Annotated in this window: 24 protein-coding genes and 1 pseudogene; 17 read left to right on the top strand and 8 right to left on the bottom strand. The window is 40.8% G+C overall.

Features of this window, described 5'->3' with window-relative positions; all coding sequences use genetic code 11:
- The first annotated feature begins 22 nt into the window (after positions 1-22).
- The 7 genes and pseudogenes from PRIP_RS07135 (at position 23) to PRIP_RS07165 (ending at position 4,297) form a co-directional block, all read left to right on the top strand.
- Positions 23-439, top strand: coding sequence for a MarR family winged helix-turn-helix transcriptional regulator (locus tag PRIP_RS07135; RefSeq protein WP_036100380.1), 417 nt, complete (start codon positions 23-25; stop codon positions 437-439).
- A gap of 12 nt (positions 440-451) precedes the next feature.
- Positions 452-1,412: pseudogene (locus PRIP_RS07140) on the top strand (ring-cleaving dioxygenase).
- 66 nt (positions 1,413-1,478) lie between these two features.
- The gene (locus tag PRIP_RS07145; RefSeq protein WP_036100382.1) at positions 1,479-2,249 is read left to right on the top strand and encodes an alpha/beta hydrolase; all 771 of its coding nucleotides are present in this window, start codon (positions 1,479-1,481) and stop codon (positions 2,247-2,249) included.
- Between the two features lie 61 nt (positions 2,250-2,310).
- Complete coding sequence (locus PRIP_RS07150) at positions 2,311-2,955, top strand: histidine phosphatase family protein (RefSeq protein ID WP_036100383.1); 645 nt, start codon at positions 2,311-2,313, stop codon at positions 2,953-2,955.
- Positions 2,956-2,959: 4 nt separating this feature from the next.
- Positions 2,960-3,772: a sugar-phosphatase gene (yidA, locus tag PRIP_RS07155; RefSeq protein WP_036100384.1), complete on the top strand. Its 813-nt coding sequence runs from the start codon at positions 2,960-2,962 to the stop codon at positions 3,770-3,772.
- Positions 3,773-3,780: 8 nt separating this feature from the next.
- Positions 3,781-4,008, top strand: coding sequence for a (4Fe-4S)-binding protein (locus PRIP_RS07160; RefSeq protein ID WP_036100386.1), 228 nt, complete (start codon positions 3,781-3,783; stop codon positions 4,006-4,008).
- Between the two features lie 10 nt (positions 4,009-4,018).
- Positions 4,019-4,297, top strand: coding sequence for a GNAT family N-acetyltransferase (locus PRIP_RS07165; protein ID WP_311773290.1), 279 nt, complete (start codon positions 4,019-4,021; stop codon positions 4,295-4,297).
- A 115-nt stretch (positions 4,298-4,412) separates the two neighbouring features.
- Here PRIP_RS07165 and PRIP_RS07170 read toward each other — a convergent pair whose 3' ends face one another.
- Genes PRIP_RS07170 through PRIP_RS07195 form a run of 6 tightly spaced genes read right to left on the bottom strand, consistent with a single transcriptional unit; the run spans position 4,413 to position 9,212 of the window.
- Positions 4,413-4,928, bottom strand: coding sequence for a D-lyxose/D-mannose family sugar isomerase (locus PRIP_RS07170; protein WP_036100387.1), 516 nt, complete (start codon positions 4,926-4,928; stop codon positions 4,413-4,415).
- 16 nt (positions 4,929-4,944) lie between these two features.
- Positions 4,945-6,042 carry a PTS fructose transporter subunit IIC gene (locus tag PRIP_RS07175; protein ID WP_036100389.1) on the bottom strand — a complete coding sequence of 366 codons (1,098 nt, stop codon included), beginning with the start codon at positions 6,040-6,042 and terminating at the stop codon, positions 4,945-4,947.
- Between the two features lie 22 nt (positions 6,043-6,064).
- Positions 6,065-6,373, bottom strand: coding sequence for a PTS fructose transporter subunit IIB (locus PRIP_RS07180; RefSeq protein ID WP_036100391.1), 309 nt, complete (start codon positions 6,371-6,373; stop codon positions 6,065-6,067).
- 19 nt (positions 6,374-6,392) lie between these two features.
- Positions 6,393-7,238 (bottom strand): ketose-bisphosphate aldolase, encoded by an 846-nt coding sequence (locus tag PRIP_RS07185; RefSeq protein WP_036100393.1) that lies wholly within the window; start codon positions 7,236-7,238, stop codon positions 6,393-6,395.
- A gap of 36 nt (positions 7,239-7,274) precedes the next feature.
- On the bottom strand, positions 7,275-7,736 hold the full coding sequence (locus PRIP_RS07190; RefSeq protein ID WP_036100395.1) for a PTS sugar transporter subunit IIA: 462 nt from the start codon (positions 7,734-7,736) through the stop codon (positions 7,275-7,277).
- Positions 7,737-9,212, bottom strand: a complete 1,476-nt coding sequence (locus PRIP_RS07195; RefSeq protein ID WP_036100397.1) for a BglG family transcription antiterminator — start codon at positions 9,210-9,212, stop codon at positions 7,737-7,739. It lies immediately after the preceding gene.
- A gap of 232 nt (positions 9,213-9,444) precedes the next feature.
- On the opposite strand from PRIP_RS07195, the gene PRIP_RS07200 reads away from it, so the two are divergent.
- Positions 9,445-10,881 (top strand): glycoside hydrolase family 1 protein, encoded by a 1,437-nt coding sequence (locus tag PRIP_RS07200; protein ID WP_036100399.1) that lies wholly within the window; start codon positions 9,445-9,447, stop codon positions 10,879-10,881.
- Between the two features lie 112 nt (positions 10,882-10,993).
- Here PRIP_RS07200 and PRIP_RS07205 read toward each other — a convergent pair whose 3' ends face one another.
- Positions 10,994-11,452: a VanZ family protein gene (locus tag PRIP_RS07205; protein WP_338151586.1), complete on the bottom strand. Its 459-nt coding sequence runs from the start codon at positions 11,450-11,452 to the stop codon at positions 10,994-10,996.
- A 537-nt stretch (positions 11,453-11,989) separates the two neighbouring features.
- Between PRIP_RS07205 and PRIP_RS07210 the strand changes: the two genes are divergently transcribed.
- The 3 genes from PRIP_RS07210 to PRIP_RS07220 all read left to right on the top strand — a co-directional run bounded on the left by PRIP_RS07210 (position 11,990) and on the right by PRIP_RS07220 (position 15,094).
- Positions 11,990-13,063, top strand: coding sequence for a chitinase (locus tag PRIP_RS07210; protein WP_036100400.1), 1,074 nt, complete (start codon positions 11,990-11,992; stop codon positions 13,061-13,063).
- Positions 13,064-13,216: 153 nt separating this feature from the next.
- The gene (locus tag PRIP_RS07215) at positions 13,217-13,741 is read left to right on the top strand and encodes an HdeD family acid-resistance protein (RefSeq protein ID WP_036100402.1); all 525 of its coding nucleotides are present in this window, start codon (positions 13,217-13,219) and stop codon (positions 13,739-13,741) included.
- A gap of 138 nt (positions 13,742-13,879) precedes the next feature.
- Positions 13,880-15,094, top strand: a complete 1,215-nt coding sequence (locus PRIP_RS07220) for an amidohydrolase (RefSeq protein WP_036100403.1) — start codon at positions 13,880-13,882, stop codon at positions 15,092-15,094.
- Between the two features lie 47 nt (positions 15,095-15,141).
- On the opposite strand, the gene PRIP_RS07225 is transcribed toward PRIP_RS07220, so the two are convergent.
- The gene (locus tag PRIP_RS07225) at positions 15,142-15,702 is read right to left on the bottom strand and encodes an LOG family protein (RefSeq protein ID WP_036100405.1); all 561 of its coding nucleotides are present in this window, start codon (positions 15,700-15,702) and stop codon (positions 15,142-15,144) included.
- Between the two features lie 78 nt (positions 15,703-15,780).
- Here PRIP_RS07225 and PRIP_RS07230 point away from each other — a divergent pair, with 78 nt between their 5' ends.
- From PRIP_RS07230 to PRIP_RS07255, 6 genes are all read left to right on the top strand, one after another.
- Entirely contained in the window at positions 15,781-16,572 is a 792-nt protein-coding gene (locus PRIP_RS07230) for a ChbG/HpnK family deacetylase (RefSeq protein WP_036100406.1), read from the top strand.
- A 13-nt stretch (positions 16,573-16,585) separates the two neighbouring features.
- On the top strand, positions 16,586-16,999 hold the full coding sequence (gene crcB / locus PRIP_RS07235; RefSeq protein WP_036100407.1) for a fluoride efflux transporter CrcB: 414 nt from the start codon (positions 16,586-16,588) through the stop codon (positions 16,997-16,999).
- Positions 16,999-17,364, top strand: coding sequence for a fluoride efflux transporter CrcB (crcB, locus tag PRIP_RS07240; protein ID WP_036100408.1), 366 nt, complete (start codon positions 16,999-17,001; stop codon positions 17,362-17,364). The genes crcB (PRIP_RS07235) and crcB (PRIP_RS07240) overlap by 1 nt, the downstream gene beginning before the upstream one ends.
- A gap of 175 nt (positions 17,365-17,539) precedes the next feature.
- Complete coding sequence (locus PRIP_RS07245) at positions 17,540-18,304, top strand: hypothetical protein (protein ID WP_036100409.1); 765 nt, start codon at positions 17,540-17,542, stop codon at positions 18,302-18,304.
- Positions 18,305-18,743: 439 nt separating this feature from the next.
- Complete coding sequence (locus PRIP_RS07250; RefSeq protein WP_052008786.1) at positions 18,744-19,583, top strand: LCP family protein; 840 nt, start codon at positions 18,744-18,746, stop codon at positions 19,581-19,583.
- A 29-nt stretch (positions 19,584-19,612) separates the two neighbouring features.
- Entirely contained in the window at positions 19,613-20,449 is an 837-nt protein-coding gene (locus PRIP_RS07255; protein ID WP_052008787.1) for a polysaccharide deacetylase family protein, read from the top strand.
- Positions 20,450-20,615 lie beyond the last annotated feature (166 nt).

The following is a 20,615-nucleotide window of genomic DNA, read 5'->3' on the forward strand; positions in this document are numbered from 1 at the left end:
ACAACTAAAGGAGTGAATCGGGATGGTGAAAAAAGAACAACGATTAGGCGTGCTTTTATGGTTTCGAATTAGTCGTTTTTACAACCGTAATATTAAGCTGACGAACCAAAATTTGAAAAAGACGAACCTTTCGATGGCTCAATTTGATGTCATTGCGCAGCTTGGTGCAACGGAGGAGAGCACGCAGAAGGCTTTGGCTGATCGGCTTGTTGTGACGAAGGGAAACATCACGCAATTGTTAGCAAAGCTTGAGGCGCAAGGACTTATTTGCAGGAGGAAACAAGGCAAGGAAAAATATATCGCGCTGACGGAATTAGGGCGCCAGTGTTATGCGGAGAATGTTCCAGTGCAGGAGGCGTTTCAGCAATCGCAATTTGATAAGTTGACTCGTGCCGAGCAAAAACAGTTACTAGAGTTATTAAAAAAATTGGATGGCTAAGGAGTGTTAATTATGCAGTTAAAGGGATTACACCATATTTCGATGATTACCGGAAATGCACGGGCGAATTTTGATTTTTATACGAAGATACTAGGGTTACGATTAGTGAAGAAGACGGTGAATCAAGATAGTCCTTATACGTATCATCTATATTATGCAGATGAAATTGGAAATCCGGGTACGACACTTACTTTTTTTTGAAATTCCTAATGCGATTCGGGGCAATAAAGGTTACAATTCGATTGCGCGAGTTGGTTTGCGGGTACCAAGTGATGAGGCGTTGGCTTATTGGGCAGAACGTTTAACAATGTTTCACGTGAAACATAGTGATATTTATGAGCAGTTTGACCGGAATGTATTGGATTTCGAAGATGTAGATGGCCTGTCTGTTCAATTAATTTCGGATCGTCGAAATGAAGGTGTTGCTGGTGGGACGCCTTGGGAAGGAAGCCCTGTTCCAAGTAGGTTTGCGATAATTGGATTAGGACCTGTTCTATTTTCTACATTGAAAAAGGAGAAGACGGATCGTGTATTGTCGAAAGTGCTTGGATTTGATCGTATGGGTGCGTTTGAGGACGATGAAAAGCTAGTTACTGTTTTTCAAGTTGGAGAAGGTGGTAACGGGGCGGAAGTTCAATTAGAAGGAAACTTTAAGGATGAGCATGCTGTCGAAGGTATCGGAAGTGTACATCATGTGGCGTTTCGTGTGGAAGATGATGCGGAGTTGCGTGAATGGGTGGAATATATACAGGATTTAGGATATCCGAATTCTGGCTTTGTAGATCGTCATTATTTCCATTCGCTCTATTTCAGAGAGGAAAACGGTATTTTGATTGAGCTTGCGACGGATGGACCAGGATTTAAGACAGATTTTGAGAAAGAGCGAGGCACGTATGTGGAACTACCGCCAGCTTTGGAAGGACGTCGTGCAGAGATTGAAGCGCATTTAACAGAACTTGACACGGACATCTAATTATTAGCTAAAAGACGCTATCTCGATTATGATGGAGATAACATAATCATAGGTGGTGAAAACAAATTGAAAGAAATTCAAAATGGTGGCGTTGCTAATGAAAATTGCCCTAGTTTAGAAAAGTTTTTGATCTCGAGTAAGCGTTATGTCCCAGCGATGTTAATTTTTCCTGGTGGGTCTTATAAAATGCGGGCTGAGCATGAAGGGAAACCCGTTGCAGAATGGCTGAATAGTATTGGTATTGCAGCATTTGTGGTTCATTATCGTGTTGCACCGTACAAACATCCAGTACCGTTAGAAGATGCAAAATGGGCGATACGGACAGTGCGACATCATGCAGAAGAATGGGGAATTGACCCAGCGCGTGTTGGTGTACTTGGCTTCTCGGCGGGGGGGCATTTGGCATCGACGTTAGCGACTCATTTTGAGGATGGGTTGCCAGGTGCGGATAATCCGATGCAGCAGTATAGTACGAGACCTGATGTGTTGGTTTTGGGGTATCCACTCATTACAATGCGAGAACCAACGCATAGTGACAGTAGATATAATCTTCTAGGTGAAAAACCAACGAAGCAGCAAATCTTGGAGCTTTCAAACGAGCTACATGTATCGAATTATACGCCACCGACATTTTTGTGGCATACGGAAAACGATGATTCAGTATCGGTGCATAATAGTTTTATTTTTGCGGCGGCGCTTCAAAGGCATAACGTTCCCCATTCGCTACATACGTTTGAACAGGGGGAGCATGGATTGGGCTTGGCGCTGCATAATCAAGAGGCTAGAATGTGGCCTAAACTATGTGAAAACTGGTTAAAAGTGCGGAACTTCATTTAATTTTCGGCGAAATAGTGGTACAATTTTAAGTGGAAAGCTAATATTTCGAGGAGGCAATACTTTGAGTAAACGCACTTTTTATTTTGTAAGACATGGTAAGACGGAATGGAATTTGGCTAGAAGAATGCAGGGTTGGGGTGATTCACCTCTAATTACAGAAGGGATTGAGGGTGCTATTGCAACTGGAGAAGCACTACGAGATGTAGACTTTTCGGCTGTTTATTCTAGCCCTAGTAAGCGAACAATGGATACGACAGGTTATATTCTTGGAGATCGCGACTTGGAAGTGAGGACGCTTGACGGACTTCGTGAGATGAGTTTCGGTATTTGGGAAGGTGAACTTTTTGTCGATATTTTGAAAAATTATGGTGTGGAATACGAGATGATGTTGGAAAATCCAGAGTATTATACAGCGGAAGTCAGTAAAGGCGAGACATACCATCAAGTGAAAGAACGCACAAAAAAAGCTGTAGAGCAGATTTTAGATGAACAGCCAGAAGGCAATATTCTAGTTGTATCACACGGAATGGCTTTGCGTGTATTGATTTTTGTAGCTTTAGATGGTGCTGATCTGCAGTCGCATCGCGAGGAAACACCGCATTTATTGAACACAGGAATTACAGTTGTTGAGTATGAGGACGGAGAATTCCGCGTAATGAAGGCAAATGATATCTCTCATTTAGAGGGAATAGTTGAAGGAGTCTAAACAAATGATAAAATTAGTTGCGATTGATATTGATGGTACGTTACTGAATGATAAACACGAAATTACACCAGAAGTTCATATGGCAATTCATCAAGCAAAGGCAAAAGGCGTGAAAGTAGTTCTATGTACAGGCCGTCCGCTTACTGGTGTCCAGCAGTATTTGACGGATTTGGAATTAAAACGTGAAGGTGATTACGTTATTACCTTCAATGGAGCGATGGTGCAAGATACATTTACGAAAGAAGTCATTTCGCATTTAACGCTTGATTATGATCATGTTGTGGATATTTATAATATGAGTCGTGAAATTGGGTTGCATATGCATTATAATGATGTAAATAATTTGTACACACCGAATCGTGATATTGGTAAATACACAGTTTATGAAGCACATATGACGAATACACCACTATTTTATGTGCCGGTAGAAGAAATTCCGAAAGATGTGATGGCATCGAAAGTCATGTTCATTGATGAAACAGAAATCCTAGAACCAGCCATTGCCAAAATTCCAACTGCTTTTGGTGAAAAATACAATTTAGTTCGTAGCTCACCGTATTTCTTGGAAGTTTTGAATCCAGAGGCTAGTAAAGGTAGCGCTGTGGAACGTTTAGCGAAGAAACTTGGCATTCAACAAAGTGAAGTTATGTGCATCGGAGACCAAGAGAACGATTCAACAATGATTGAATACGCAGGTGTTGGCGTTGCAATGGATAATGCGATTGATAAAATTAAAGATATGTCCGATTTTATCACATTATCCAACAATGAAAGTGGCGTTGCGCATGCTATCAATAAATATGTTTTGGAAGGATAGGTGACAAGATGAGTGATTGGATAGAGAAGGGTTACCGTGAGTATCGGGGTAAGGAAATCAATGTTTATTTTAATACGACTATTTGCGCGCATGCGGCAGAATGTGTAAAAGGTGACCCAGCTGTATTTGATACGAGTCGTAAACCGTGGATAGTTCCAGATAATGCATCACCAGAAAAAGTAAAAGAAGTCATTCATCGCTGTCCAAGTGGCGCACTTAAGTATCAAGTGAAATAGGAGGTTGTTGATGATGGAATTTGTTAAAGGTGAGAATCGTTTTTTCAAAGAAGATGAGAACGGGAAGTTAATTGCAGAAGTAACGTGGGTTCCGAGTGGGGACTCGCTTGTTATTTTAGACCATACATTTGTAGATGAGAGCCTTCGTGGTCAAGGCATCGCGTCTGAACTTGTTGAAAAAGTAGCTGATACAATGCGAGCTGAAGGTAAGAAAATTGTTGCGACTTGTCCATTTGCTAAAGCTGAGTTCGAGCGCAAACCAGAGAAATATGATGATATTAAAGCATAGTATTTCCCGGGAAATAAATATAGAAAAGGCGAAGTAACTTTGTACTTCGCCTTTTTGCTGTAGAGATTCGTGTGTTGCTAGGCGATTTTGCTCTATCTTGAGTTTTGTCCCAATCTCAAGACCTTATGATGTTTGGATCTGTAAAAATATCGCTGGCATCATCACTAGGTGAGGAGAATTCAGAAATAATAGCACCTTCTTCTCCAGCTTGGAACCAGTGTTTTATGTTGGGATCGATGGTGTATTGGGCGCCGGGATGGAGTATGATTTCGTGTTTTGCAGTGTAGAAAGCTTCCTTTCCAGCAGGGATTTTGCTCGAAATACCGACTTCTTTTTCTGGGCCCTCTACATACAGGTATACTTTTCCTTTGCGGCAGCGGAATGTTTCTTGTTTACCAGGCTGACCGTTTCTGTCTGGATGGTGATGTTCTGGGCATGTTTGGCCTGGTAGGAGCACCATTTCTTTGGCACAGTAGCGATTATTATTGATATAGACGATGAGATTTAGGGCTTCGATTTCGATGTTATTTAAGCCGAAATCCGCATAATCAATATTTGCTAATTCATCTTTCGTTAGTGCGATTTGCGAGTCTAGGAAGAATTGTTGCACGCGTTTTTTATAGGTGTTCATGAATTTTTACCTCCGTTTAGCTTATTTTAAGGTCATCCCATGAAATATCGGCTTCTTCTTTTTCCTCGATGACAACTTCTGCATTTGGATCTACGCGTTTTTTCAGGATGAGGATGGAAACAGCGGTTGCGAATGAGCCTATAAGTAATGCGGCGACGAAAGCCCATGGGTGAGTCATTGTTGGGATGGCAAACATTCCGGATGCGGGAATGTGGCTATCGGCGCCCCATAGCATGCTTAAGCCTCCACCGATTGCACCGCCGATACCTGTGGCGATAATGTTGCGCACCAAATCATTTAACACGATTGGGAAGCAACCTTCTGTAATTTGGCAAACGCCCATTGGGAATGCGGTTTTTAATGTCTCAATTTCTTGACGGTTGAAAATGTTTTTCTTCACAATTTTTCCAATGAAAAATGCCATTGTGAGGCCGAACGGTGTTACCATTGAAGCTAGAATTAGCACGGTGATTGGTTCGTAAATACCTTCTGAGAACAGAGCAAAAACGAATGCGAACACGACTTTGTTAATCGCACCGCCATAGTCAATCGAGGATAGAATGCCAATAATTGCCCCATAAATAAAGAGTGAAGAGGTGTTCAGATTGCCTAGATAATCAGTAATCAGGCCAGTAAACCAGTTGATTGGGGTACCGACGATGTAATACATGATTAATCCGGCGATGAAGGAACTTAGAAATGGAATGACAAGTGTTGGCATTAAGCCTTGCATCCAGCTGGGTACTTTAATGTAGATAGTAATGAGGACAACGACGATTCCAGCAATGTAGCCACCTGCAAGCCCGCCTAGAAATCCTGCGCCAATCCCGCTTGCGACCATTCCGACAATGAGGCCTGGCGCGATTCCTGGTTTATCTGCAATAGAGTAGGCAATAGCGGTAGATACAATCATTGGTAGGAGTTGTAAGCCGTAGCCGCCCATCGTGGTCATCGTATCAGCAAATGAAAAACCATCTTTAAAATGCACGATTACAGAGCCACCAGTCATGTTTCCAATAGCTAATAAGAAACCAGATGCTACAACAATGGGTAAAAAGAAAGAAATAGCTGTCATTAAGTGTTTTTTAAATCCTAAGTTTTTCAACACTTCCATCAAAATTACCTCCTATTTTGATTTAAACTTTTAGTTCTTCTAGTTTTTCGACGAGTTTGGTTGGGGATTTGACGACAAGCCCGGTTGGGACTTCAATTACTTTTTTGCCAGTGAAGCGGTCACGGCCACTAATTTTGATATCTGCGGCAATGACTACGACGTCTGCTTCTTGGATTTCCTTGTCGGTAAGTGCGTTTTGGGTTCCTGAGAGGCCTTGTGTTTCGATAATGACTTCATGACCTCTTGAGACACCAGCTTTAATCAGCTTTTCCTTGGCAATATATGTATGCGCAATTCCTGCTGTACAAGCTGCAATTCCAACGATTTTCATAGTGAATGGCTCCTTTCGTCTAATAAAATTTGATTTTATCGTTTGATTGGAAAAGGTGTATTTTTTCGATGGCGACTTTCTTTGTTTCTTCCATGCAAGGCGGGAATAGGACGTTTGGTTCGCGAATTTCATCGTTGCCTTCGTTTAAAATAGCGCGCAGTTTGTTTGCAAATACGATTTTTATATCGCTGGAAATATTGATTTTGTTAATACCCATGGTTACTGCTTTTTTGATTTCGGTATCGGGGTTGCTGGAGCCGCCATGTAGAACGAGCGGGATGTCAACGCGACTTGCGATATCTTCTAAAATGTCTAGGCGCAATTTTGGATCCATGTTTTTTGGATAGATGCCATGTGCTGTTCCGATTGCAACGGCTAGACTATCTACTTCTGTGCGGGTGATGAAATCTTGAGCTACTTCTGGATCGGTGTAAATGATTTCGGATACGCCTCCTTCGACGGTATTCCCTGTGTCGCCGATAGTTCCGAGTTCTGCCTCGACGGAAACACCTACTGGATGAGCTGCTGCGACGACTTTCTGCGTGATGACGATGTTTTCTTCGTATGGTAAGTGGGAGGCATCAATCATCACGGACGTGAAACCTAATTGGATAGCATGGATGACTTGTTCATAACTGGCGCCGTGGTCTAAATGGATGCAGACTGGAACTTTGCTATGGTTCGCTAGGAATTTGACTTGGTCGACAAAACTGTCTGTTAGAAAATTGAGTTCATCTGGGTGAATCGCAATCATTACTGGTGACTGTGTTTCTTCGCATGCTTCCATGACTGCATTTAATAATTGGCCAGAGCCTGCATTAAAGGCTGGTACTGCAAAACCGTGTTTGTTAGCTACTCCGAGAATTTTTTTTTTCCGCTGATTAACATAATAATCTCTCCTTTAAGATTTAGTGATTAATGTATACAAATCATCTATCGTTTGCACCTGTTTAATGCTTGCGATAAACGTTTCGTCCGCTAGTAAAATGGCGATTTTTTGAAGCAGTAAAATATGAGTGGTATTGGCATCGGTATCTCTTACTGCGAATAAAATAACCACCTCCACGCCATCTCCATCTAATGTTTCCCACTCAATTTCGTGTTGTAGTGTGGCGATAGCAACGGTGGTCTCCTTCACGGCTTTAGATTTACCGTGGGGGATTGCAATGCCTTCACCGATACCAGTTTCCCCCTCGGTTTCACGCAAGTAGACATCATCTAAAAACATCTTCTTATTCGTTATAAAACCTTCTTTTTGTAGCCGTTCGCCGAGTTCTTCTAAGATTTCTGCTTTACTTGTTGCTGTTGAGTTAATTTGTAGTAAGTTTTTATGAACAATGGTTTCTAGTTCAAGCATTTCCATTTAATCCATCTCCTTTAGAAAGTAATCAATTGTCTTTATGTCTTTTTCTGTTAATAGTGGTCCGATATTTAAAATAGGTATTTTACCGATCTGTAATGGAACCCGAATAGTTGAAAAAATCAAATCGATGTTTTCTGTGATAAAAGCATGATTTTTTCGGACCTGTCTCTGACTCATTGTGGCAACTATGTTTAGGTCTGGGTAGTGTTTTTCGACGCGAATTTTTAAGAGTTCGGAAGTTCCGACGCCAGTTGAGCAGACAAGTAGCAAGTTTTTACGCTCTTTTTGTTTGATTTTGTATTTTTCGAAGTAAAGTGTAATGTAGCCCATTTCGGAATTGTTGATTTTCTTTTCGAATGCGAGTTCTTTGTTGATTTTGATGGAGGCTGCTTGTACTTTCAAATAGGTTTCTTGATAGGTTGATATGACTTCATCCAGCATGTTGTTTTCGATGCTAATACCTAGGCGTAGGCGACTGAGCATAGGCAGAATATGCTGATTTAGGTCTTCATACAGCGATTTTTGGGAAGGTAGCATGCTAATATCGCTAACCCCGAAAAATTCGACGATATATTTTGTTGTAATTTCCTGCGCCAGCTTTTTGTCGATATGACTGCTTTCTCGTTTTTGAACATTAATGGAATACAGATTTTGAAAAAGAAAATAAGTTTCCAGTTCATTTAATGGTGTCCCAAGATAGGTCGTAACGTTTTTAATGATTTTTTCTGCGACTTCTTTCATTTCTAGGTTGTTGTTCATGATTTGTTTTTCGTCGTGTTCCAGTGGATCTTGACTTTCTAGGTAGTGCACTTTACCGTCTCGGTAGCGCTTAATCAACATGAAAATATGGGTGTACAAGGAGACATCGTACGGATAATTAATGTACTCGTCCATTTTTTCTTCGATAACGGCGATTTGACTGTCAATAAAATGTTTGTCAATAGCGTTGATTTCGATAGTTAATTCACCAAGACTGTTGCTTTTATTTATTTGGAGTAGTAGGCTGTTGATTGCTTTACGAATGGCAATTTCTTTACCGCTGAGCCAAATGAAATCTTGATTGTAATGTAGTTTTAAGTCGAATTGGCTGACAATCTCGCTAAGCTTTTTCATTTGTCGTACTTTGGAACTCTCGCTTAAGTAGTCATGGTTGGACAGATTTTTGCGAACGGCTTTTTTTGGGTGCTTGAAAAGTAGTGACAGTACTTCATCGCATAAACCGTGTTCCTCCTTTAGTGGAATAACCGAATAAATATCTTTATTTAGGAAAAAATCGTTCAGTTTATAGCCTTTTCCGATTTCAGAGTCAACAAGAGATATCTGATAATCTTTCAAGGAAACTTCATTTATTCGCTTAACAATCCGGTAAATCGTTTTGGAGGAAACGTATAATTTCTTAGATAAATATTTCGCGGAAAGAAACTCTTCAAAATTCAAGTGATTGATTAAAAGATTTTCTTTAGAGCTAAATATCAAGTTCCTCACCTCTTGCATATAGTATATAGGAATTGTATTCGCTTACATTATCAATCTCTGTCCATAGATATGGACAATATGTAGCGCCGACAAATCCTTATCATTTATTATAGAAGAACGAACACATGAAAAACCATAGCAGTTAGAAAAAATGCGACTTCTTGCTTTCAATTTAAAAGATTATACTTTAAAATAAAGAGGTAAAGAGTTTACCTAATTGGAGGTTTTAATAATGGAACATAAACAAGATCAAGCTTTTCCGAAAGATTTCTTGTGGGGATCTGCATCAGCGGCCTATCAAATTGAAGGTGCTTGGGATGCGGACGGTAAAGGTCCATCTGTTTGGGATAATTTTGTAAAAATTCCTGGAACGACGTATGAAGGTACGAATGGTGATGTGGCGGTAGATCATTACAATCGTTATAAAGAAGACGTGAAATTGATGGCGGATGCGGGACTGAAAGCATACCGTTTTTCGATTGCTTGGAGTCGTATTTTCCCGACTGGTAAAGGGGAAGTAAACGAGGCGGGGTTACAGTTTTATGATAACTTGATTGATGAGTTATTGAAATATGGCATCGAGCCTCTTGTAACGCTGTATCATTGGGATATTCCACAAGCGTTGATGGACGAGTATGGTGGTTGGGAGTCGCGTAAAGTGATTGAAGACTTCACGAACTATTCCGTGGCCTTGTTCAAGCGTTATGGTGACCGCGTGAAGTATTGGGTTTCCCTAAATGAACAGAACATCTTCGTGTCATTAGGTTATTCGATGGCGCTACACCCACCGAAAGTAACGGATGACAAGCGTATGTATCAAGTAAACCATATTGCGAATTTGGCGAATGCGAGTGTTATCAATGCGTTCCACGAAATCGTAAAAGACGGAAAAATTGGACCAAGTTTTGCGTACACGCCGTTTTATCCAGTGGATACTGATCCGAAAAACGTGCTTGCTGCGGAGAACGCGGAAGATTTGAACAGCCATTTCTGGATGGATATTTATGCATGGGGCGTATACCCTAAAGCAGTTTGGCGCTATTTGGAGGAAAACGACTTGGCACCGACTGTGGAGCCAGGCGACATGGAACTTCTAGCCTCTGCAAAACCAGATTTCATGGGCTTGAACTACTACCAATCAGCAACAGCGGCGCATAACCCATTAGACGGCGTTGGTCAAAGCAACACATTCAACACGACTGGTAAAAAAGGAACTTCTGAAGAAACAGGGATTCCTGGCTTGTATAAAAAAGTGAAAAACCCATATGTGAAAACAACGGATTGGGATTGGACAATCGACCCTGACGGCCTACACATTGCGCTTCGTCGTATTGATAGCCGTTACCAATTACCAATTTTGATTACGGAAAACGGCTTGGGAGCTTTTGATAAATTAGAAGATGGCGAAGTACATGATGCGTACCGGATTGACTATTTGAGCTCACATGTGGGCGCGATTCAAGCAGCAATCAATGATGGCGTAGACATGCTTGGCTACTGTACTTGGTCGTTCACAGATCTATTAAGCTGGTTAAACGGCTACCAAAAACGTTACGGTTTCGTCTATGTAGATCGTGATATTTCGGACGACGCACCAATGACGCGGATTCCGAAAGATAGTTTTTATTGGTATAAGAAAGTGATTGAGACAAACGGGAAAGAGTTATAAAATGAGAAGAGCGTAAGTCCTTTGGTGAGAAAGGTTTACGCTCTTTTGTATGTGAAAAATAACTTAGGGCTTGTACTATTTCAGGAGCGCTCTGTTATCTTTATTCGTTTTTTTATTGTAACCTAAGCTTGAGAGAACCAATAATTGCTCGAGCGTACTTAGATAGTAATGCGCCAATTAGAAATCCAGCGACATTCAGTAATAAGTCATCCACATCAAAAATTTTATTAGGAAACTGTGTGATGAAATCAATGAGCAATTGTAGTGTTTCGATTGAGAGGGAGATAATAATGGGTGTGATGATATTAAACATGAGTGAACGTTGTTTCTTGATATTTAAATAAATCGCGAATGGTAGTAATAAAACGAGATTTCCAAACAATTGTATTACATAAACGGGTACATCTAGGTTTTGCAAGTAAAACAAAATGGACGTTAGGGGGCTTAATTGAAAATATGTAGCATTAGAAACATCTAAGTCATCAAAAAGACGTATCGGCAATAATGTATATTTTACCAACATCATTAGGTATAAAGTAAAAGTTGCCTGAACAAAAAAATCAATAGAAATAACACGTTTTTTTTCTTATCTTGCTGATTATAAATAGTACCACGAGCATAATCATGTAGAGTAAGACTAACGCAACACCGGATGGGTCAATGACTATCATACAAGAATCCACCTTTTTCATTTTAGTTTATAAAATCTGTATGTTAATAGGACAATAAGCCTGCATAAATAATAGTATACATGGAAAATGATGATTTGCAAACAAAGGAATGGCACTGAACGCGTCTGGCTTCTTTTTATTCTGAATTCATATCAAATAAACCAACAATCATGTAGTTTACTGAAAAGCCGAATTTAGAAATACCTCTTTGTCTAAAAAAAGCCCAATTTTATTTTTGTTATAATCTAAACACAATGGATAGTCTTGAAAGCGTTGACAATTGCGGTTAATTATCTGGATTGGTCTATACACATGACATTTTGAACCAATTTTTTTCGAGGTTTTGCATTGTTTTAGCAGGGTATTTGCTTAATGTCAGTAATTTTGGCAAAAGTAGAGCGCTTGGTGAAAGCGTAAACAATGAGGGGGATTTACGAATGGTTGAATGGAAGAACACGAAAAAATGGGTAGCAGGTGGAGTTTTAACGGCAGCGGTGGCACTGGGTGTGTCTTTAACGGGAGGTACACAGGCTCAAGCAGTGGTCGATGATGCGTCAGCAATGCCTAGCATTCAAGGAAAACAAGTTCTAGTTGGTTATTGGCACAGTTGGAAATCCACGGGTAAAGATGGTTACAAACAAGGTACTTCGGCAGATATCGCGCTAAAAGATGTTAATTCGGCTTACAATGTTGTTCCGGTTTCTTTCATGAAGGGTGACGGCGTAAATCGAATCCCAACGTTCAAACCAGTCGGACTTACAGATAGTGAGTTTCGCGCGCAAGTGGCAGCTTTAAATAAACAGGGACGCAGTGTTGTGCTAGCGCTTGGTGGTGCTGATGGTCACGTACAACTGCAAACTGGCGATGAGCAGGCTTTTGCAAACGAAATTATTCGCCAAGTGGAAACGTACGGTTTTGACGGGCTGGATATTGACCTTGAGCAAACGGCGATTACGGCTGGCAACAACCAAACAGTGATTCCTGCAGCTCTAAAAATTGTGAAGAATCACTATGCGGCGGAAGGCAAGAACTTCCTAATCACAATGGCTCCGGAGTTCCCATATTTGAAACCAGGTGCGGCGTATCAAAGCTATATCACGTCACTAACTGGTTACTATGACTATATCGCGCCTCAATTTTATAACCAAGGTGGCGACGGTGTTTGGGTGGACGAAACGAACCAATGGATCGCCCAAAACAATGATGCATTGAAAAAAGAATTCCTGTATTACATGGCGGATTCGCTTATTCACGGTACGCGGGGTTATCTTCAAATTCCTGCGGATAAATTAGTGATTGGCTTGCCATCGAACAATGATGCGGCAGCAACTGGCTATGTCATCAATCCACAAAACGTATACGACGCATTCAATATGCTAAAAACGGCGGGAACTCCGCTTAAAGGCATCATGACATGGTCAGCAAACTGGGATGCAGGTAAAAACAGCGCTGGTGTAAGTTATAATAATGCATTCGCCAACGCATATGGCCCATTCTTAGGAACTAAATAATTGTGCAAAACCAAGTGGTCAGTGGCTACTTGGTTTTTTTATGTAGGCAAAATGTTTTAATTCCTTCTTAAAATTGGATTTATAGGGCTTCTTTAGGGTATAGTAAGGTAGCGAAAGTTTTTGCAAAATTGCTAACGAAGGAGGATGAGAACGATGCGTAAGTTTTATGTGTATTTTATTTTAGTAATGGCGATTGTCATGATTGGGTTAGGACTTTATTTCGTGTTTAATCCAGGTACATCGCTTGCTGCGTTTACGTTTGTCATTGGAATTGTACTATTGTTGAATGGTTTGAATGAAATTATTTCGTATTTCAAGGGACGCAAAGTGTTGAAAATATCAAATTGGATTTTGCTTGACGGAGCGATTTCGTTGATTGCTGGTTTGATTATTTTGATTAACAATAACATCGGTGAGAAATTTATCGTGTTGATTTTTGTTATTTGGGTACTTGCTTCGGCGATTCTAAATATCATGATGGCATTCTCGGTGAAAGGTTCTAAGGGCTGGATTTTCGTATTGATTATCGGTATTATTGGAGCGATTATCGCGATTATTTCCCTATTTAGCTCAGCAATTGTTGCTGTGACAGTTGGCTTAATTCTCGGTGGATTCTTTATTTTCCAAGGGATTGCTTGTTTGCTGTTGTTTAATGGGATTCGCAAGCAGATGAGATAAGATGGCATGGAAATACCCTTTTGCGGTGAACCTTATTTTTTAAGGTTGCTTGTGAAGGGGTATTTTTTAGTTTAGAGTTAGTGGGAAAATCATGCTGAGTATGATAGGCTTTTTGAAAATAGTGTAGGGGTGATTTGGATGGAGTACTGGTTGACTAATGCGCGTTTGGAGACTGGTTTTGCGTGGGATGATGGACGTGTTGTTGGGACGGAGACTGATCTTTTTGATTTATTCGTGCGTGATGGAGAAGTAGCGGAGATACAAAAAGCAGGAACAGTAGATAAAGCAGATTTACCTGTGAAAAATGCGAACGCGTATCTTATTGTGCCATCGTTTGTGGAGAAACATATCCATTTAGATAAAACGAAACTTGGCGCGCCGTGGAGTGCTGTGACGCCAGTGCAATCAATTGTAGAACGGTTTACTTTGGAGACAGACGAGTTAGCGGCTTTGCCTGTTGGGATGGCGGATAGGGCGAGAAAACTGATTGATATGGAGCTTCGGAATGGAGCGACGATGTTTCGGTCGCATATAGATGTGCATCCGCGAGCGGGTTTGAAATATTTGGAGACAATTCAGGAGGTTTTGCAAGGATATAGTGGGAAATTGGAGTCAGAGCTAGTGGCATTTCCGCAACATGGTTTACTACGGTCGGACAGTGTAACGCTTGTGCGAGACGCATTGCGCAGTGGAGCAACTTTGATTGGTGGGGTTGATCCTGGAAATGTGGACGGAGATGTGGAGCGGTCGTTGGAAACAATGTTTGAGCTGGCTGTGGCGGAAAATGCGGGTGTTGATATCCATGTGCACGATAGAGGTGAAGTTGGAAAAGCGACATTTTGGAAATTTTTAGAGCTTGTGAAAGCGTCTCGATTACAGGGACGGGTGGCGGTGAGTCATGCGTTTGCGTTGGGCGATTTTGATGGAGCAGAGAAGGCTGAACTTTTTGGGGAGCTTGCGACGGAGCGTGTTGCTATTGTTACTAGTGTGCCAATTGGTGGGCAGATGCCGCCGATTAATGATTTGGAAGGAGCCGGTGTGACGGTGCATGTTGGTTGCGATAATGTGTATGATTGCTGGTCGCCGTATGGTAATGCTGATTTATTGGAACGAATCGGTAGGCTTGGTGAGATTACGGGGCGCGTGACGGAGGACAGATTGGCGCAAACGCTAGGTTTGATTACGGATGGCGTCACACCGCTGGATAAAAACGGTAATCAAGTTTGGCCAAAGGTGGGCGATGATGCGAATTTTGTTTTAGTGGATGCGAGTTGTACGGCAGAATTGGTTGCTCGACGTTCGACACGAAAAGCTACCATTTTCCACGGTAATGTTGTTGCTGGGGAACTGTAAATAATAAATGCCTCGTAAAGCATAACGCTGCTCTATGAGGCATTTTTTTAATATGTACGTATGACTGGAGGTACATAGTCTGTGATGAACGAATGGATTTCGTCAACAGAGTTAGAAAATAAGATTTTGCTACGGTCTTCTGCGGTTAGAAAGTCATTTTGGACCATGTTGTCGTAGAATTGTTGGATTGGTCTGTAGTAGTCGTTTTCGTTGTAGAAAATGCAAGGATTGTTGTTCTGGCCGAGTCGGGACCATGAGACGACTTCTGTTATTTCTTCAAGAGTTCCGGGGCCGCCGGGCAATGCGATGCAGGCGTTTCCGAGGTCAAGCATTTTTTGTTTGCGCTCATCCATTGTGTCCACGACGATTAGCTCGGTCAAGTGGGGATGGGCTAGTTCGCGTTCTTGTAGAAAGGCCGGGATGATGCCGATTGCCTTGCCACCTGATGCAATAACGGTATCTGCTAAAATACCCATGAGCCCGGAGCTACCGCCGCCGTATACGAGTGTGTTATTGTTTCTAGCAATCCATTCACCAACTGCGATGGTGGCTTGTTCGTAGACGGGATTATTGCCTTTGTTTGCACCACAATATACAATGATATTCATAATGATTCCCCATTTCCTTTATTTTTAAAATTAGTATATCATAATAGGGAAGCGGTGTTTGGAATGGAGGTTGCTAAAATGGGACAAAAAGTAATTGTGAATGCGGACGATTTCGGAATGTCAAAAGGAATCAATTATGGCGTGATGGAGGCGTATTTGAACGGGATTGTTAGTTCGACGTTGTTGATGCCTAATCTGGACGCGGCGGAGCATGCGGTGAACATTTCGCGCGTGGCTTGCCCAGACTTGTTCATCGGACAGCACACAAACTTCTTATTAGGAAAACCTTGTTCCGATGCTGCAAAAATTCCTTCGATGGTGGATGCGGACGGGAATTTTCATCGGTCGGCGTATTATCGGAGTGGGCAAGGGCATTTCGTGTATGATGAGGTGCGACGGGAGACGATTGCTCAGATGGAGAGGTTTCGCGAGTTGTTAGGGTATTATCCTGAGCATATTGATTGCCATGCGGTTGGGGACGAGACGGTGGATCAGGCATTTTATGATATTGCGTTGGAATATGGGATTCATACGACGCTTAAATATAGCGGGGACAAATTTTGGCCGCCATTGCCAGGGTATTTGGAGACGGGATTGTTGCTAGAAGTTAATGGTTTGCCGTTTATTGAGACGGGGACGCATGTGGAGCATTTCTTGCGGGATGATTTTGCGTTGCTTAAGCAGGATACGTCGAAGGTGATTGAGATGCATTTTGATGCTGGCTTTTTGGATCAGTTTGTGTTGGACAATTCTTCGATGACGACGCCGCGTTGTCGTGAGCTTGAGACGTTGTGTGATTCACGGGTTCGGGATTGGTTTGAGGCACACGATTTAGAACGGATTAGTTTTGCTGATTTGAAAAGGAAATGAGGGGACGTCGCGGATGAAACGGTTTTTAATGATTGGAACGGCGGGCGTGCTTGGGGCGCTGTGCCGTTATTTTGTTGGCATGGGAGTTGGTGTTTTTTGGGGTGCTGATTTTCCGTTAGGGACACTGATTGTGAATTTGAGTGGGTGCTTTGTGCTGGCTTATTTGACGACGTATTTGTTTCGGTTGACGATATTAAATACGGACTTGGTCGTGGCGATTGGAACAGGTTTTTTAGGTGCTTATACGACTTTTTCGACGTTTACTTTGGAGGCAGTGCGGTTATTTGAGTCGGGGCATACGATTTCAGCGGTTACATATGTAGGGCTTAGTTTTTTAGTGGGAAATTTGTTGGCTTGGCTAGGATTTAGGCTGGGCGAACGACGGTTTATGCGGAAGCGAGAAGCTGTGAAGGAGGGCGATGTGTGATGTGGCTAGATGTGATTTCCATTGCAATTGGCGCCTTTTTAGGGGCTAACGCGCGATACGCTTTGTCGACTTGGATAAAACGTCGTGTGAAACGGGACTTTCCGATTGCGACTTTAGTTATTAACTTGAGCGGAGCATTCGTTCTGGGCGTTGTCGTACAACTTCGATTAGGAAATGATTGGAATTTACTCGCAACAACTGGATTTTTAGGGGCATTTACGACTTTTTCAACGTTTAAATTGGAAAGTATTCAACTTCACGCAGCAAGAAAGTGGCAGAAAGTTGTGTTGTATCAAGTAGTTACATACTCAGCAGGGCTTGCTCTAGTTGCGCTAGGGATGCTGATAGGTTCAGTCATTATGTGAAGATATTTAGTTCACTGGAGTAAGTTATAAGCGAAATGGTATTCCTTCTTTTACATTATTGTGGTAAGATAAGAATGTAATATTTCATCTAGTATTTCTATCTAAGGAGGTAAACGAAATAACTATTCGTTTTGAAGGAAAACACATAAAAAGAGGCTCGAATACACTTATTGTTGTGTTTCAAGGAGCTTTCACCAGATTTAATGAAGAATACGCAAATAAAATTGTTGCTGGAATGGTAAGTCCAGAGTCTATTCAAGAGACGCATACCTACTATCATTTCCACAAGCTTTCTGAACAATTTACTCAACTGGATTTCTTTTTTATTGAGGATTATTATTCACAACTCTATGGTTGGTATATGTTTGATCATGGGGAATTGATTATACGGAGTTTTAATGATAAACTTTCGCAATTTATTTGTAAACACAATTATGAAGAAGTCATATTTATTGGAAGTTCCAAGGGGGGCGTAGGATCCACACTGTATGGTCTAATAAACCCCTATGTTACAAAGGTTTTCGGAATGGTCCCTGATTTAAGAATATCAACAGCGCCATATGGAGAAAGTGGAAGAAAGCTATTTTTTAATAGTGATGCAAGCTTTGAGAAGAAAGTGAAAGATTTTCCTGGTTTGATTTCCAGCTATCCCGTGACAGTTGAAAATAAAAAGTTCTATTTTTATACAGGAATTAGGGATTATGGTTTTCAGCAGTTAGTAGGATTGAATAAGTATTTGTATAGTAAGTATGACTATGAGTCTCATCTTATTATCATGCCAACACCAGATGCGCATGGCCCTCTTATAAAAGAACATGCGAATTTGATTAATCATATCATTCATGGTGTGATTAATGACATTCCATTGGAAAACGAGCTTTTCTTAGAATTAGGCAGTAATATTTATTTAAGCACTTATCCAGCTATTGGGAAAAAGTAAAAACTTTTAAATCATCAAAGTACACTAGAAGAGATTGAAACAGACAGTAGTTTGACTACCTTTAATGTTTTGGGCTCTTCTTTTATTGTGTCCAAAAATCGTGTTAATTTCTAAAAGAAGCTACCAAGTGGGAATTGAATAAATTTTGAAGGGAAGCTTATCTTGACATTATGTTGAGGTAGGCTTTTTTGTATTTTAAATAACGATTTTTTCATGGTTCATTGACGACTTGGGTCTTTTCTTTAAAAAAAAACTTAACTTGGTTTGGGGGTTTCTTTATGTAGGGCTGTTACTATAAAGTTATATCTCAAAATAGAATGGAAAGAAGTGAAGTGTATGCCACGACTGAAACGAAAAAAAATCAAGGAAACTTAAACCTATTTCAAAAATCCTTATTGTTGTATTCCTAGTGATTCTTGGCTGCATAGTATTCTATTGTGTGCAATATTACCAAGCACTACACTCCGTAAACGCGGACTTTTCATCTGCCAAAGGTGAGAACTTTAAGTCAACGAAAGATCCTAAGTTAGACGATTTCAACGTGCTATTGCTAGGAAGCGATTCGCGTGGTTCAGATCAAGGGCGTTCAGACTCGATTCTTATTTTACATTATGATTCAAAAGCGAAAAAGCCGAAAGTTGTCTCGCTTATGAGGGATTCTTATGTAGATATTCCAAATAGAGGAAAACAAAAATTGAATGCCGCTTACTCATACGGTGGAGTCGAATTGTTACGTGAAACGATTCAGCAGAATTTTGATATAAAGACGGATTATTACCTAGTGACTGACTTTAGTGGTTTTGCAAAAATTATTGATACAGCATTTCCAGATGGTGTTACAATAACGTCGGATAGTGAGATGTCTAAAAATATTGGAATGACGATTCATTCCGGGAAGCAACAAATGGATGGAAAGACATTGCTTGCCTATTCGCGATTTAGATATGATGCGCAAAGTGATTTTGGACGTGTAAAAAGGCAGCAACAAGTCGTACAGAGTGTTATGAAGCAAGGTATTTCGAATATCGGCATTACGGAAATCCCATCATTACTTGGGCTTATAAAAGGGAATATCTCAACGAATATCCCAACTAAATTGCTCGTTAATATGGGACAGGAAATGTACTTTCACCCACCTACGGGCTTGGATTCACTGACAGTTCCAACGAATGGTAGTTATGAAGGAAAGACATATCCTGGTGCTGGCGCTGTTTTGGAAATGGATTTGGATAAAAATCAGGCTGCCATTAAGAAATTTTTGAGTGATGATAAGTCGTGAGATTAAGCAACAAGAATGGAGGTACGAAGATGAAAAGAAATGTAGTAATTATGTTGTCAATTTTGCTAGTTTTAGTGTGCTTAGGCGTTGTTGGGGCTCTTTTCTTTCAGCAACAAAAAGAAAAAGAGGTAGAGCAGGCAAAGGAGCACAGCCTAGTCACGAAAAAGAAACAAGAGGCTGAAAAAGAAGCAAAGATAGAAAAAGAAAAAGAAGCTAAAGCAGAAGCGGAAAGTCCCAAGAAGATAGATAAAAATCAAAAAACAGCCTACCTTACAATTGATGATGGACCGACGGAGTACTTAAAACAAATTATTGAGGCTTTGAAGAAGCTGAATGTGAAAGCGACATTTTTTTTCGTAGGCAATAATGTGAAAGATGAGTACAAGGCTGATATTAAACAAGCGGTGCAGAATGGCGATAGTATTGGATTACACAGTATGTCACATGATGCGAATAAATTATATAAACAAGGACAGTTTATTCCAGAGATGGAGCAGGAATCGAAGCTAATCAGCGATATTGTCGGTAAAAAAGTTGGGCTGATTCGCGCGCCATACGGCAGTACTTATTTAAACAATGATCAGGTACAAAAAGCAAAGGCAGACAAGTTTCGTCTGCTGGATTGGAATATTGATAGTAATGATTGGAAACATAAAGGAAAACCGCAAGACACAGTTGCCTTTGTAAATAAGGAGTTGGATGGTTTTCATAAAATCTCACCAGTTATTTTAGTACATGAAACGAAAGATACATTGGATGCGATTCCGGCTTTAGTGAAGGCGATTCGGGCGAAAGGATTTGTATTGGAGCCTTATTTTGAGGATAATGATTTCCATTTGAATTTTAAGAAAGATCCAGATTTATAAGAGGTATGAAAAGGTGTTATCCCATTTGGGAGGCATCTTTTTTTATGGAATCATTTATTTCAAGTGGCGTGAAATTTTTGATAATATGGCTGATCTGGGTGGTCGGGCATGTATGATAGAGGTATATGAAGAGATGATACGTTAATAAACTTGCCTTTTGATATAG

The sequence above is a fragment of the Paenilisteria riparia FSL S10-1204 genome, from assembly GCF_000525995.1.
GTDB classification, from domain to species: Bacteria; Bacillota; Bacilli; order Lactobacillales; family Listeriaceae; genus Listeria_A; species Listeria_A riparia.